This window comes from Streptomyces sp. Ru73, assembly GCF_002920575.1.
Lineage (GTDB): Bacteria > Actinomycetota > Actinomycetes > Streptomycetales > Streptomycetaceae > Streptomyces.
This window is the reverse complement of the sequence record NZ_PQSQ01000098.1, coordinates 15,010-28,939: the sequence shown is the minus strand read 5'-3', so window position 1 is coordinate 28,939 and position 13,930 is coordinate 15,010. Positions and strand designations below refer to the sequence as shown.

Annotated in this window: 12 protein-coding genes, 1 pseudogene and 1 riboswitch; of the genes and pseudogenes, 4 read left to right on the top strand and 9 right to left on the bottom strand. The window is 73.6% G+C overall.

The genetic code is table 11. The features are described 5' to 3' along the window. The 4 genes and pseudogenes from C3486_RS30260 to C3486_RS30245 all read right to left on the bottom strand — a co-directional run. A pseudogene (locus tag C3486_RS30260) lies at window positions 1-1,114 on the bottom strand (5-methyltetrahydropteroyltriglutamate--homocysteine S-methyltransferase); the annotation flags it as partial. 168 nt (window positions 1,115-1,282) lie between these two features. Then, window positions 1,283-1,474: riboswitch (cobalamin riboswitch) on the bottom strand. Between the two features lie 31 nt (window positions 1,475-1,505). Beyond that, complete coding sequence (locus C3486_RS30255; protein ID WP_103835995.1) at window positions 1,506-1,799, bottom strand: hypothetical protein; 294 nt, start codon at window positions 1,797-1,799, stop codon at window positions 1,506-1,508. Window positions 1,800-1,991: 192 nt separating this feature from the next. Beyond that, window positions 1,992-3,359 (bottom strand): HAMP domain-containing sensor histidine kinase, encoded by a 1,368-nt coding sequence (locus tag C3486_RS30250; RefSeq protein ID WP_103835993.1) that lies wholly within the window; start codon window positions 3,357-3,359, stop codon window positions 1,992-1,994. A 1-nt stretch (window position 3,360) separates the two neighbouring features. Further along, window positions 3,361-4,059, bottom strand: a complete 699-nt coding sequence (locus C3486_RS30245) for a response regulator transcription factor (RefSeq protein WP_103835992.1) — start codon at window positions 4,057-4,059, stop codon at window positions 3,361-3,363. A gap of 165 nt (window positions 4,060-4,224) precedes the next feature. Between C3486_RS30245 and C3486_RS30240 the strand changes: the two genes are divergently transcribed. From C3486_RS30240 to C3486_RS30230, 3 genes are all read left to right on the top strand, one after another. After that, a complete protein-coding gene (locus C3486_RS30240) occupies window positions 4,225-5,478 on the top strand; it encodes a glycosyltransferase family 4 protein (RefSeq protein WP_103835990.1) in 1,254 nt (417 codons plus the stop codon). A 235-nt stretch (window positions 5,479-5,713) separates the two neighbouring features. Continuing rightward, window positions 5,714-6,076 (top strand): hypothetical protein, encoded by a 363-nt coding sequence (locus tag C3486_RS30235; protein ID WP_103835989.1) that lies wholly within the window; start codon window positions 5,714-5,716, stop codon window positions 6,074-6,076. A 90-nt stretch (window positions 6,077-6,166) separates the two neighbouring features. After that, window positions 6,167-6,793 carry a GntR family transcriptional regulator gene (locus tag C3486_RS30230; RefSeq protein WP_103835988.1) on the top strand — a complete coding sequence of 209 codons (627 nt, stop codon included), beginning with the start codon at window positions 6,167-6,169 and terminating at the stop codon, window positions 6,791-6,793. 41 nt (window positions 6,794-6,834) lie between these two features. On the opposite strand, the gene C3486_RS30225 is transcribed toward C3486_RS30230, so the two are convergent. Both C3486_RS30225 and C3486_RS30220 read right to left on the bottom strand, forming a co-directional pair. Then, on the bottom strand, window positions 6,835-7,632 hold the full coding sequence (locus C3486_RS30225; protein WP_103835986.1) for a carbon-nitrogen hydrolase family protein: 798 nt from the start codon (window positions 7,630-7,632) through the stop codon (window positions 6,835-6,837). Window positions 7,633-7,679: 47 nt separating this feature from the next. After that, a complete protein-coding gene (locus C3486_RS30220; protein ID WP_103835985.1) occupies window positions 7,680-9,116 on the bottom strand; it encodes an MFS transporter in 1,437 nt (478 codons plus the stop codon). 122 nt (window positions 9,117-9,238) lie between these two features. Between C3486_RS30220 and C3486_RS30215 the strand changes: the two genes are divergently transcribed. Then, entirely contained in the window at window positions 9,239-9,928 is a 690-nt protein-coding gene (locus C3486_RS30215) for a DUF2848 domain-containing protein (protein ID WP_103835984.1), read from the top strand. 47 nt (window positions 9,929-9,975) lie between these two features. On the opposite strand, the gene C3486_RS30210 is transcribed toward C3486_RS30215, so the two are convergent. Genes C3486_RS30210 through C3486_RS30200 form a run of 3 tightly spaced genes read right to left on the bottom strand, consistent with a single transcriptional unit; the run spans window position 9,976 to window position 13,788 of the window. Continuing rightward, window positions 9,976-12,219 carry a xanthine dehydrogenase family protein molybdopterin-binding subunit gene (locus C3486_RS30210; protein WP_258053075.1) on the bottom strand — a complete coding sequence of 748 codons (2,244 nt, stop codon included), beginning with the start codon at window positions 12,217-12,219 and terminating at the stop codon, window positions 9,976-9,978. Window positions 12,220-12,229: 10 nt separating this feature from the next. Beyond that, complete coding sequence (locus C3486_RS30205; protein WP_103835982.1) at window positions 12,230-13,213, bottom strand: xanthine dehydrogenase family protein subunit M; 984 nt, start codon at window positions 13,211-13,213, stop codon at window positions 12,230-12,232. Next, window positions 13,210-13,788, bottom strand: coding sequence for a 2Fe-2S iron-sulfur cluster-binding protein (locus C3486_RS30200; RefSeq protein WP_103835981.1), 579 nt, complete (start codon window positions 13,786-13,788; stop codon window positions 13,210-13,212). Before C3486_RS30200 ends, C3486_RS30205 begins: the two co-directional genes overlap by 4 nt. Window positions 13,789-13,930 lie beyond the last annotated feature (142 nt).

The following is a 13,930-nucleotide window of genomic DNA, read 5'->3' as shown; positions in this document are numbered from 1 at the left end:
CCAGGGTGACGACCTCGGCGGTCTTCTGCCGCGCGAAGGCGAGCCAGCGCAGGATCTGCGGATCGATGTCCCGCTCGGGCGCCGTGTCGAGCGGGACGTGCAGCAGGGAGCAGGAGGCCGAGACGTCGACCCGGCCGGCGAGGCCGAGCAGGGTGCCGAGCGTGGCGAGCGACGCCTGCAGGTCGTTGGCCCAGACGTTGCGGCCGTTGACGACGCCGGCGACCAGCCGCTTGCCGGGCAGCCCGCCGACGGCGGCGAGGGCGTCGAGGTTCGCGGCCGCGGCCTCGGTGAAGTCCAGCGCGAGTCCGTCGACCGGCGCCCCGGCGAGGACCGGCAGCGCGTCGCCGAGCCGGTCGAAGTACGAGGCGACCAGCAGCTTCGGCCGGTCCGTGAGCCCGCCGAGGTCGCGGTAGGCGCGTCCGGCGGCGGTCAGCTCGGCCGGGGTGCGGTCCTGGACGAGGGCGGGCTCGTCGAGCTGTACCCACTCGGCGCCGGCGGCGCGCAGGTCGGCGAGGACCTCGGCGTACACCGGCAGCAGCCGGTCCAGCAGGGTGAGCGGGTCGAAGTCCGCCGCCACGCCGGGCGCGGGCTTGGCCAGCAGCAGGTAGGTGACGGGACCCACCAGGACCGGCCGCGCGGCCAGCCCGAGGGAGAGGGCTTCGCGCAGCTCGGCGACCTGCTTGCCGGAGTCGGCGGTGAACACGGTGTCGGGTCCCAGCTCGGGGACCAGGTAGTGGTAGTTGGTGTCGAACCACTTGGTCATCTCCAGCGGCGCCGCCTCCTGCGTGCCGCGCGCCATGGCGAAGTAGCCGTCGAGCGGGTCGGCGGCGACGGCGGCGCGGTGCCGGTCCGGAATCGCGCCGACCATGACGGTGGTGTCCAGCACGTGGTCGTAGTACGAGAAGTCGCCGGTGGGGACCTCGTCGATGCCGGCGTCGGCCAGCTGCCGCCAGTTGGCGCCGCGCAGTCCGGCGGCGGTGGCGTGCAGCGCGTCGGCGCCGACGCGGCCCTTCCAGTAGCCCTCGACCGCCTTCTTCAGTTCCCGGTGCCGTCCCTGGCGGGGGTAGCCGTACACGGTGGCCCGTGCTGCCGCGGCTGCGGACTTGGCTGTCACGGAGATCTCCTTCGCGAGATGAATCCCTGAGGTCCCGGGGACGGGACGAGGACGCGAAGGGTGACGGACCGGACGGCGGCGGCCATTGGCCGATCCGTTCGGTGTGTACGCCGACCCGCCCTCGAGGTCACCGGGATGTCCGCGCACGAGTCGTCCGTACGCGGGCAGTGGCAGGTCTTCGGACTCGCGGGCACGTCCTCGCCGATACCGGCAAGAACACCTAGTGGCCGTCGCTTCCCGGGCCCTTCAGGACCCAGTGCGTATGACGGCGGTCGTTCCCGCTCACCGCTGCGGGGCAGTCCCGGATTCCCACCGGGTTCCCTCTTGCGACGCATCCCGCCTGGCGGACGGGGCGAACCAGCTGCACCGGCCACCCTAAGGGACCGGGCCGCTACCTGCCTATCTCCCAGGCGAACGGTGGCAGTTCACGGGCCCGTGAGTAGATGTCGAGGGCGTGGGCCGCCGAGGTGAACGGGTGGACGCGGGCGCCGTCGTTGCCGGCCAGCAGGCGGGCGCAGTGCGTGACGCAGCCGGCCGCCTCCCGGCCGTCCCGGTCGATGATGGTCGCGGCGTCGCGCGGTCCCTCGCACGGGACCGGGTCGGTGGGGGCGGCCGCCGCGCAGCGCGGCGCGTGGGGTGCCGGGCCGGCCGGGCGTACCGCGGTGTGGTGGAGGGTGTGGGCCATCGGTGCTGTCCTCCTGGTGCTGCCGCGCACACGGGTGCGCGTGTCATGTGCCGGTGCCGTGGTGTCGTCCCGGCCCGGCCTCCTGGACAGTGCTGCTCGCGGCGGGCCCGGCCCATGCGGGCTTGGAGAAGTCCTGGTACAACCCTCAACCGTTCATGGGTGACCGCTCCGCCGCTGCCGGACGCGCCGGCTTCAGCGCACCGTGAAGCCGATGACCGCGCCGCCGCCCGCGCGCCGCTGCGCGAAGACCGTGCCGCCGTGGGCGCCGGCCACCTCGCGCACGATGGAGAGGCCCAGCCCGGAGCCGGGCAGGGAGCGCGCTGTCGGGGCGCGGTAGAAGCGGTCGAAGACGCGGGCGCACTCCTCTTCCGTGAGCCCGGGGCCGCGGTCGTACACGGCGACGCGGTGGCCGGTGACCTCGATGACGATGGGCTCGTCCCCGTCGGCGTCGAACTTCGTGGCGTTGTCGACGAGGTTCGCCACGGCCCGCTGCAGCGCGGCGGGCCGCCCGGTGACCAGTGTGTCGTCCGCCTCGACGGTGACGGCGCGGCCGGTACGGCGCCGGGCCCGCGCCGCGACGTCCTCGGCGATCTCGGCGAGGGACACCTCCACGTACGGCTCGTCGTTCAGCTGACCGGCCGCCAGTTCGATGAGTTCGTTGACCAGATCCGTCAGCTCCCTGACCTCCCCGGCCAGGTCGGCGGTCAGCTCCGCACGGGCGGCGGGCGGCAGCCGGTCGATGCGCGCGAGGACCGAGATATTGGTGCGCAGCGACGTGAGCGGGGTGCGCAGCTCGTGCCCCGCGTCCTGCACCAGGCGCCGCTGGTCCTCGACCGAGCGCGCCAGCCGGCCGAGCATGCGGTCGAAGGCGAGGCCCAGCCGGGCCACTTCGTCGCGCCCGGCCACCGGTACCGCGATCCGCAGGTCCCCGGTCTCCGCCACCTCCTCAGCGGCCGCGGTCAGCCGGACGAGGCGGCCGGTGATCCGGCGCGCCAGCCACCAGCCCGCCAGCCCGGCCGCCACCACCACCGCCAGCGCGAGCACCGCCGTACGCCGCTGCAGCTGGGTCAGCAGGTCCTCGGTGTCGCTGAACTGCTGGGCGACCTGCACGGCGCCGCGGCCACCGCCCAGCGCCACGGTCGCGATGCGGTACTCGTCGCCGTCCAGCTCCCGCTCCGTGTGCGTCGTCGTCGCCGGCTTCCGCGCGGCGGCGATCCGCCGGTCCGAGGCCACCACCGGGAGCCGGGGGTTCCCGTGGTCGGCGACGCTCCCGCCGGGGCCGAGCACCTGCACGTCCGTCCGGGTGGGGCGGATCAGGTCGTCCCGGGGCCCGTCGTGGTCGGGGTCGGACGTGGCGTAGTCGGCGGCGGTCAGCCGCTCCTGGCGCACCTGGCTCTGGAGGTCGTGCACCACCTCGTTGAAGACCGACTTCTCGTCCACCCGCACCAGCCGTGCCGCAGCGTCGTAGCTGAGGAAGCCGATGGTGAGGGTCACGGCGACGGCGACGGCGGCGAACAGCGTGGTGAACGTGGTGCGCAGGCTGGCGGGCGAGGGCCGCATCTCACGCCTCCCGCAGGACGTAGCCGACACCCCGTACCGTGTGGATCAGCGGCGGCTCGCCAGGACCGTCCATCTTGCGCCGCAGGTAGCCGATGTAGACCGCCAGGTTCTTCGACCCCGGCCCGAAGTCGTAGCCCCAGATACGGTCGTAGATGACGGCGTGGTCCAGCACGATGCCGGAGTTCCTGACCAGCAGCTCCAGCAGGTTGAACTCGGTACGCGACAGCTCCAGCTCCCGTTCGCCGCGCCACGCGCGCCGGGCCTGCGCGTCGAGCCGCAGGTCCCCCGCCGTGAGCAGCTCCTGCGCCTGCGGCCAGTCCTCGGCACGGCCGTCGTTCACCCGGCGCAGCAGCGCCCGCAGCCGGGCGAAGACCTCCTCCACGTCGAACGGCTTGACCACGTAGTCGTCGGCTCCGGCGTCCAGCCCGGCGATCCGGTCCGCCGGCTCCACGAGGGCGGTGAGCATCAGGATCGGCACCCGGTCGCCCTCGGCGCGCAGCACGCGGCACACCTGCAGCCCGTCGATGCCCGGCATCATCACGTCCAGCACCAGCACGTCGGGGCGCTCCCGGTGTGCCCGGGCGAGCGCCTCGATGCCGTCCGCCACCGCCGTGACCTGGTACCCCTCCAGCGTCAGGGCGCGTTCCAGGGCGTTGCGGATGGCACGGTCGTCCTCGGCGAGCAGCACAGTCTGGGGCACACGGGAATTGTGCCGTGCCGCTACCGCCGATTCCCGCCGGAGGCGGGCCGGGCGTGGTGGTTCTTACCCGGCTCTCACCTTGGCCGGGGCCCTCCCTTACCTCCGTCGGCCAGCCTTGCGGCGTACCGTGCGGCCGGCCCGGCGCCGCCGGAGGAAGGTCCCTGCATGAAGATCGCGTTTCTCCTCCACAATGCCTATGCCATCGGAGGCACCATCCGTACGACGCTCAACCTCGCGGCCGCGCTCGCCGACCGCCATGAGGTGGAGATCGCCTCGATGATGCGGCACCGGGAGACGCCGCGCTTCACGGTGGACCCGCGGGTGCGCGTCGTGCCGCTGGTCGACACCCGGGTGGGCGGCGCGGACACCACGGACCCCAGGTGGGCGGAGCCGGCGCGGGCCTTCCCGGTGGCGGACAAGCGCCACCACCAGTACAGCCTGCTGCACGACGTGCGCGTGGCGGAGTACCTGGCCGCCTCCGGCGCGGACGTGGTCATCGGCACCCGGCCGGGCATCAACGTCTACCTGGCGCGCTTCGGGCGGCGCGGCACGCTGCGCATCGCCCAGGAGCACCTGCGGCACGACGCGCACAGCAAGAAGCTGCGCCGGGAGCTGGCCCGCCACTACCGCTCGCTGGACGCCCTGATCACCACCACCGAGGCCGACGCCGCGGTCTACCGGGCCCGGATGCCGCTGCCCGGGGTCCGCGTGCTGGCCATCCCGAACATCGTCCCGGCCCCGGACACCCCGCCCGCCGACCACTCGGCGAAGGTGGTCGCAGCGGCCGGCCGGCTGGTGCACGGCAAGCGGTTCGACCTGCTCGTCGAGGCCTTCGCCACGGTCGCGGCCAAGCGTCCCGACTGGTCCCTGCGGATCTACGGCGGCGGGGCCGAGCGGGAGCGGCTGCAACAGCTCATCGACGGCCGCGGGCTGGCCGGCCGGGTCACGCTGATGGGCCCGCGCTCCCCGATCGAGGCCGAATTCGCCAAGGCGTCGCTGGTCGCCTCCGCCTCCGACGCCGAGTCCTTCGGGATGACGCTCGTCGAGGCGATGCGGTGCGGGCTGCCGGTGGTCAGCACCGACTGCCCGCTCGGCCCCGCCGAGATCATCCGGGACGGCGTCGACGGGCGCCTCGTGCCCAAGGGCGACGCCGAAGCCCTGGCACGTGCCCTGCTCCAGCTGATCGACGACGAGCCCGGCCGCCGCGCCATGGGGGCCGCGGCGCTGGCCGGTGCCCGCCGCTTCGACCCCGACCGCATCCTCGGCCGCTACGAACTCCTCTTCTCGGAGCTGCGCGCCACCCGCCACCGCCGCGCGTGGCGGCGCACGAGTGCCCGCGCCGCCGGCCGCGCCCGGGCGCTGGCCAGGCGGGTACGCACCGTCGGGGACCGCAGCCGGTCCCGTACGGCCGCCGCATGACGGGTGGGCGTGGGGCCCCCGCCGTGTGACGGAAACGGGCGGGGCCCGCCGGGACGGTCACCGGCGGACCCCGCCCGCGCTCTTCTCCGGAGCACCCGTCTCCGGAACACCCGCCTCCGCGACACCCGTCCCGGCAACACCCGCGAGTTTCGGCCGTACGCGTGCATGGCCTAGGGTGCGACGGCGCTTCGGCGCGCCCACTCTTCCATCCACTCAACGGGGGTTCCACATGCGTATGGCAGCCGTACTCCTCCTGGTCGGCGCCCTGTTCGGCGCCGCACCCGCCGCGGCACAGGCGGCACCCGCCGCCAAGTCCGCCCCGCACGCCGCGCTGTCGTCGCTGCGCGGCACCGGCAGCAAGGGCGGCAGCAGCGGCGGCGGCATCAGCAAGAGCAGCAGCAGCGGCGGTGTCAGCAAGAGCGGCTCCAGGAGGTCGTCGGGCGGTGGCTTCTCCTCGCGCCACGACTACGGCAGCTCGTCGTCCACGGGGCACAAGATGCCGCTGTGGCAGGCGTTCCTGGTGCTGTTCCTCTTCGCCGGCATCGTCATCTGGATTCTCGTGAAGTTCGTCCAGAAGGTCCGGAAGGCCGTGAGCTGACCGGCTCCCACCGCCCCGCTCCCCGCTCCGTGGTAATTTCGCCTACAGTCGCATACAACTTGTATGCAATCGCCAGGAGCGGGGAGATCGGTGCAGTCGGGACGAGAGAAGGCGTACGCGTACCTGAAGGACAGCGTGCTCACCGACCCGGAGATGCAGGACCGGTTCCTGTCCGAGCAGGAGATCGCGGACCGGATCGGGGTGTCGCGCACGCCCATCCGCGAGGCGCTGCTGCTGCTGGCCGCCGAGGATCTGGTGCGGCTGGTGCCCAAGCGCGGTGCGCACATCGCCCGGCTCTCGGGCCGCGAGATCAGTGAGCTGATGGAGATGCGCGGGCTCATCGAGCGCTTCGCCGCCGAACGGACCACCCGCGAGGGCTCGGCGCCGGTGACCGAGATGACCGCCGTACTGGCCGAACAGCACCGGCTGCGCGGCGAGGACTCGGCCCGCGAGTTCATCGCCGCCGACCACCGCTTCCACGCCACCCTGGTGGCCGCCGTCGGCAACACGCTGATGAGCCGTCAGTACGACACGCTGCGCAGCCGGCAGATCCGGGCCGGGGTGACCGCGCTGTACCGGGCGGGGAACCGCCAGGACGAGGTGCTCGCCGAACACCAGGAGATCCTCGACCACTTGGCGGCGGGCGACGGCCAGGCCGCCTGCGCGGCGATCGACAGCCACCTCCAGGCGACCCAGCGCATCCTGCTGAACGCCTGACCCCGCGCGGGGCCCGGCGGCCGGGCCCCGCGCGTCGGCCGTCAGGTCAGCCGGCGGTTGTCCAGCACGGCGACGGCCCGCCGCACCCGCTCGGCCTCCGCCGGGTCCACCTCGGCCGTACGCAGTTCCGGCGCGGCGCCGAGCCGGGTCCGTACCGTGCCGTCCGGGCCGATCAGGGCGCTGTGCCCGACGCCCGTGGGCGCCTTGGTGGGCTGCTCGGGGTCGGCGCCGGGGTCGGGAGCCGCCTGCCCCACGGCCGCCACCCAGACCGTCGCGTCCAGCGCGCGGGCCCGCACCAGCAGGTCCCACTGGTCCCGCTTGCCGGGCCCGGCGCCCCACGAAGCGGGCAGGACGGAGAGGGCCGCGCCCGCGTCCGCATGGGCCCGGAACAGCTCGGGGAACCGCAGGTCGTAACAGGTCGCCAGCCCCACGCGCACGCCGTCGACGTCGATGGTCACCACGCGCTCGCCCGCGGCCACCGTGTCGGACTCCCGGAAGCCGAACGCGTCGTACAGGTGGATCTTGTCGTAGGACTCCTCGACGCCGGGCCCGGTGGCCAGCAGCGTGTTGGCGACCCGTCCGTCGGCGGCCGGGGTGAACATGCCCGCGATCACGGTCACGCCCGTCTCCCGCGCGACGGCGCGCACGCCGTCGGCCCACGGCCCGTCGAGGGGCTCGGCGACCGGGCCGAGCGGGACGCCGAAGCGGACCATCGCCGCCTCGGGCAGGACCGCGAGGCGCGCGCCCGCCTCCGCCGCGCGGCGGACGTGGTCCTGCACGGCCGCGAGGTTCTCCTTGGGCTCGGTCGTACTGGTCATCTGGCACAGCGCGATACGCATGCGGCTCCTCTTCCTCGTCTCTTCTCTCCGTGCCGGCCCGGCCGGCCTCAGTCGCCCGGTGCCGCGGTGGCCGCGCGCTCCCGCGCCCGGTCCGCCGACTCCCTGACGTACCGTTCGTCCTCGTCGTGGTCGGCGTCCCGGCCCAGCAGCACGCCGATGACGGTGAGCACGGCCGTGCCCACGAGGTACAGGGCCAGCGGCAGCCACGTGCCGAAGGTACCCAGCAGCGCGGTGAACAGCAGCGGCGCCACCGCACCGCCGATCAGACCGGCCAGCGTGTACGCGAGCGACGAGCCGGTGTACCGCAGGCGCGGGCTGAACTGCTCCGCGACGAAGGCGGCCTGCGGACCGTACAGCAGCGAGTGGATCACCAGCGCGCCGACCACCCCGAGCACCAGCAGGGCCCACGAGCCGCCGCCGGTCATCAGGAAGAACACGAAGGGCCACACGCCCGCCGCCACCGTGCCGCCGAGGTACAGCCGGCGCCGGTTCCAGCGGTCGGAGAGGGCGCCGGCCAGCGGGATCAGCACGATCTGCAGCGCCGAGCCGATGAGCACCGCGGTCAGGGCGCTGCTGCGCGGCATGCCCAGCTTCTGGGTCGCGTAGGTGAGCACGAACACCGTGAACATCGCGTACAGCACGTCCGGTGCGACCCGGCAGAGCACCGCGGCCGCCAGCGCCCGCGGCTGGGTCGTGAACACTTCCTTGATCGGCGCCTGCGGCCGGTCGCCGCCCGCCTCCATCGCCTTGAAGACCGGCGTCTCCTCCAGCCGCATCCGGATCCACAGTCCGAAGAGCACCAGGACGCCGGAGAGCAGGAAAGCGATCCGCCAGCCCCAGGAGAAGAACTGCTGCTCGGTGAGGAGGGCGCCGAGCCCGGCCAGCACGCCGTTGGCCATGAGGTTGCCGGCCGGCGGGCCGATCTGGGCGGCCGACGCCCAGAAGCCGCGGCTGCGGGTGTCGCCGTACTCGCTGGTCAGCAGGACGGCCCCGCCCCACTCGCCGCCGACCCCGACGCCCTGCGCGAACCGCAGCAGCACCAGGAGCACCGGGGCGACGGGGCCGATGGCGGACTGGGGCGGGATCAGCCCGATGAGGAACGTCGCGGCGCCGATCAGTACGAGCGTCGCCACCAGTACTTTCTTGCGGCCGATGACGTCCCCGAGCCGGCCGAAGACGAAGCCGCCCAGCGGCCGCGAGACATAGCCGACGGCGTACGTGGAGAAGGCCAGCAGGGCGCCGGTCAGCGGGTCCTCGGAGGGGAAGAAGAGCCTGCCGAAGACGAGTGCCGAGGCGGCCGAGTAGACCGCGAAGTCGTACCACTCCAGGGAGGTGCCGGTCAGGCTCGCGACGAAGGCGCGGAGCAGTGCGCCGCGGTCCGGCCGCACCGCGATCGCCTCCGGCGGGGGCGCCTCCTGCGGCGTCGCCCCCCGAGGAGCCCGCGTGTCGTCCCCCGCCGCGTCCCTGCGCTGTTCGTTGTCCATGGGGTCAAGGCCTCACGATCTCGGTGGCTGCACTGCTAGGCATACTTGCTGTATACAGGTCGTATGCGCAACCCCCTGAGGCTGTTTTACCGCTGCGCAACCCACTGTGACCTGGAGGACTCATGACCGCCCTGTCGTTCGAACTGCCCGACGGAAGCCACCGGACCGTCGAGGTGAAGCGGCTGCTCAACGCCGGATACGCCGGCCGCAGCCAGGAGGACGTCGCCGCGCACGTGGCGGAGCTGGCCGAGCTGGGCGTGCCCGCGCCCTCGACCGTGCCGGCGCTCTACCCGGTCGCGCCCTACCTCGGGCAGCAGACCACGACCGTGCCGGCGCAGCACGCCCGTACCTCGGGGGAGGCGGAGTGGGCCCTGGTGGTGGACGCCACCGGCGACCTCCTGCTGACGGCGGCCTGCGACCACACCGACCGCGCGCTGGAGGCGCACGGCGTGGCCTGGAGCAAGAACGCCGGCCCCGACGTCCTGGCCGACCGCGCGTGGCGGCTGGCGGACGTCGCGGACCGGCTGGACACCCTCACCCTCCGCGCCTGGGTCACCCCGGCCGGCGGCACGGAAGAACTCCTTCAGGACGGCACCGCCGGCGAGCTGCTGCCGCCGCAGTACTGGGCCGACGTGCTGCGCGAGCGCGGGGAGCTCCAGCCCGGCACGGTGCTGATATCGGGCACGATCCCGATGCGCGAGGGCGTCGACCAGTTCGCCGCCCACTGGCGGGTCGAACTGGCCGACCCGGCGACCGGCAACACCATCGGGCTCGCCTACGACGTCGTCCCCCTGCCCGAACCCATCGGCTGACGGGGACGGGGCCGCCGGACGCCCCGGGGGCGACGGGGCGCCGCGGTTCAGCCGGCCGGTGCCGGCAGGCCCGGCAGCAGTTTCTCCAGGGTGATCGGGAAGTCGCGGACGCGGACGCCGGTGGCGTTGAACACGGCGTTCGCGACGGCCGCACCGGCGCCGCAGATGCCCAGTTCGCCGATGCCCTTCGCGCCCAGCACGTTGGCCCTGGCGTCGTACCCGTCGAGCACGACGGCGTCGATGTCGGGGATGTCGGCGTGCACGGGCACCAGGTACTGCGCGAGGTCACGGTTGACGAAGGCGCCGCTGCGGCGGTCGACCACGGCCTCCTCCTCCAGGGCCGCGCCGGCGCCCCAGATCATGCCGCCGATCAGCTGCGAGCGCGCCGTCTTGGCGTTGAGCACACGGCCGACCGAGAAGACGCCGAGCATCCGCCGCAGCCGGATCTCCCCGGTGTCGGCGTCGACGCCCACCTCGGCGAAGTGGGCACCGTAGGTGTGGATCGAGTAATCCCGGTAGTTCGGGTCCTCGGTCATGGCGAGGGTCTCGCCCGTCGCCCGCACACCGTCGGGGAAGTGGCGTGCGACGAGGGCGCCCAGCGCCTCCGACGCGTCCCCGATCCGCACGCGCCCGTCGGCGAACGCCGCCTCGCCCGCGGCCAGTCCGTACAGCGGCGAGTCGACGTCGTGGTACGCGGCGGCCAGCAGCTTCTCGCGCAGCGCGTGGCACGCGCGGTGCACCGCGGTACTGGAGTTGGCGGCGCCCCACGAGCCGCCGGACCCCATGCTGGTCGGGAACTCCGAACGCCCCAGCTCGACGCGTACCCGGTCGGGCGGCAGCCCCAGCCCGTCGGCCGCCACCTGGGTCAGGATCGTGTACGTGCCCGTGCCGATGTCGGTCATGTCCGTCCGGACCACGGCCGTGCCGTCCGCCGCCAGCAACACCTGCACCGAGGTCGCCATCTGGAAGTGGCCGCGGATGGCGGCGGCCGTGCCGTAGCCGATCAGCCACTGCCCCTCGCGCACGCTCCCCGGTACGGCGGGGCGGCGCTCCCAGCCGAACCTGCGCGCGCCGTCCCGCAGACACGCGGTCAGATGCCGGTCGCTGTACGGCACGCCGCGCTCGGGATCGACGGCCGGCTCGTTGCGGAGCCGCAGCTCCACCGGGTCCATGCCGAGCGCGTGGGCCAGTTCGTCCATCGCCGACTCCACCGCCAGCAGGCCCGGCGCCTCGCCCGGCGCGCGGACGTCCTCGCCCCGCGGCAGGTCCAGCGGGGTCAGCCGGTGGCTCGTCCGCCGGTGGGGCGCGGCGTAGAGGCTGCGGGTGGTGGCCGCGGTCTGCTCGGCGTACTCCATGTCGGGGCGGGTGTGCATGGTGACCTCGTGCGCGAGCGCCGTCAGCCGGCCGTCCCGGTCAGCGCCCAGCCGGACCCGCTGGCGTGAGGTGGGGCGCAGGCCGACGAGGCTGAAGACCTGCTGCCGGGTCAGCGCGACCTTGACCGGCCTGCCCAGCGTGCGGGCGGCCAGCGCCGCGAGGATCGTCTCGGCGTGGACGCCCAGCTTGGAGCCGAACCCGCCGCCGACGTACGGCGCAACGATGTGGATCCGCTCCGGGTCGATCCGGAGCGTGGCGGCGACCGAGGACCGTGCCGCGTCGACGATCTGGGAGCTGACATGGACCGTCAGGTCCTCCCCGTGCGGCACCGCCAGGCACGCGTGCGGCTCCATCGGCATGGAGAACTCGTACGGCGTGGTGTAGTACTGGTCGACGGTGACCGCCGCCGCCCCGAACGCGGTGTCGAAGTCGCCCACCGCGGTGTCGGTGGCCAGACCGGCGTTGACCGACTTCGGCGCGTACGCCTCCGCCAGGTGTGCCGCGAAGTCGAACCGCCCCGCCCCGACGTCGTACGTCACCTCGACGAGCTGTGCCGCGGCGCGCGCCTGCTCGAAGGTGCCGGCGACGACCAGTGCCACCGGCTCGCCGTAGTGGTGCACCTCCGGCCCGGCCAGCATCGGCTGGGCACGCCAGTACTCGAAGGGCACGGACTCATCGCGCGGACCCTGCTCGGGCACGTGGTGATGGGTCATCACCATCACGACGCCCGGCGCGCGTTCGGCCTCCCCGGCATCGATTCGCGCCACGCGCCCCTTGCCCACCGTCGCCCCGACGACGACTCCGTAGAGCGGCTGGTCGTCCGTACGGTGTTCGTAGGCGTAGGGGGCCCGGCCGGTGACCTTCAACGGGCCGTCGACGCGGTCCATCGCGCGTCCGGTCATCTCTCGCCCGGTCATTCCCGCCTCCTCAGCTCGCGGGGGCCAGCTGCGCCAGGGTGCGGCACAGCGTGCGCTCGGCCAGCTCGATCTTGAAGTCGTTGTGTCCCTGCCCGACCGCGTCCCGCATCGCCGCCCGGGCGGCGATGCGGTAGGTGGCCGCCGTCGCGGGGCGCCCGGTCAGTGCGGCCTCCGCCTCGGGCGACCGCCAGGGCTTCGGCGCCACGCCGCCGAACGCCACCCGTGCCGTGCCGATCGTGCCCCGGTCCACCGCGAGCACGGCCGCGACGGAGACCAGCGCGAACTCGTAGGACGCGCGGTCGCGCACCTTGCGGTACAGCTGCCGGCCCGGCGGTGGCGGCGGCAGCACCACGGCCGTGATCAGCTCGCCCGGCCGCAGGACGGTCTCGATGTGCGGGCTGCCGCCCGGCAATCGGTAGAAGTCCGTGAGGCCGACACTCCGTACGGACCCGTCGGCGCCGAGGAGTTCGATGCGCGCGTCCAGTGCGGCCAGCGCGACGGCCATGTCGGACGGGTGGGTGGCGATGCAGGAGTCGTCGGCACCGAGGACCGCGTGGATGCGGTTGAACCCGCCGATCGCCGCACACCCCGTGCCGGGCTGCCGTTTGTTGCATGCGGCTGCCGTGTCGTAGAAGTACGGGCAGCGGGTGCGCTGCAGCAGGTTCCCGCCGGTCGACGCCTTGTTGCGCAACTGGCCCGAGGCGCCGGACAGCACCGCCTGCGACAGCACCGGATAGCGGCCGCGCACGCGGGCGTCGGCGGCCACGTCGGAGTTCACCGCCTGGGCGCCGATGCGCAGTTCACCGCCGCGCACCTCCTCGATGCCGTGCAGCGGCAGCCGGCTGATGTCCACCAGGTGGCTGGGCCGCTCGATGCCGAGCTTCATCAGGTCCAGCAGGTTGGTACCGCCGCTGATGTACTTCGCGCCGGGGCGGGAAACCGCCGCCACCGCGCCCCGGGCGTCCGTAGGGCGTTCATAGGTGAAGGGCCTCATTCCGCGTTTCCTTCCGCCACGCTGCGGACGGCCGCCACGATGTTGGGGTAGGCGGCGCACCGGCAGATGTTGCCGCTCATCCGCTCGCGGATCTCCGCATCGGTCAGCGTGATCCGCTGCGAAGCCCCATCGGCGGTGGGGGCCGTGGCGTGGCTGGGCCAGCCCGCCGCCACCTCGTCGAGCATGCCGACGGCCGAACAGATCTGGCCCGGCGTGCAGTAGCCGCACTGGAAGCCGTCCCACTCGATGAAGGCCCGCTGCATGGGGTGCAGGCCGGCCGGGTCGCCCAGGCCCTCGATCGTCACCACCTCGTCGCCCTCGTGCATGACGGCGAGCGTCAGGCAGGAGTTGATGCGCCGGCCGTTGACCAGCACGGTGCAGGCGCCGCACTGCCCGTGGTCACAGCCCTTCTTCGTACCGGTCAGGCCCAGGTGTTCGCGCAGTGCGTCCAGCAGGGAGGTGCGCGTGTCCACGTCGAGGCGCCGCACCTGACCGTTGACCTGCAACTGGACCGCCGAGCGCGGGTCCGCCCCGGACCGGATCCGTCCCGCCGTACGCGTACCGGAATCGCTCATCACAGCCCGCCTTCCTCACTGGTCGCGGGTGCCACCGTGGAGATGCGTCACCGATGCCGGGTGCGTTCCCCCGCGGCCCGCCGGCACTGCCGGGCACGCGCACCCGTGCCGAGCGTCCCGCAAAAACCGCCGCACGGCGACG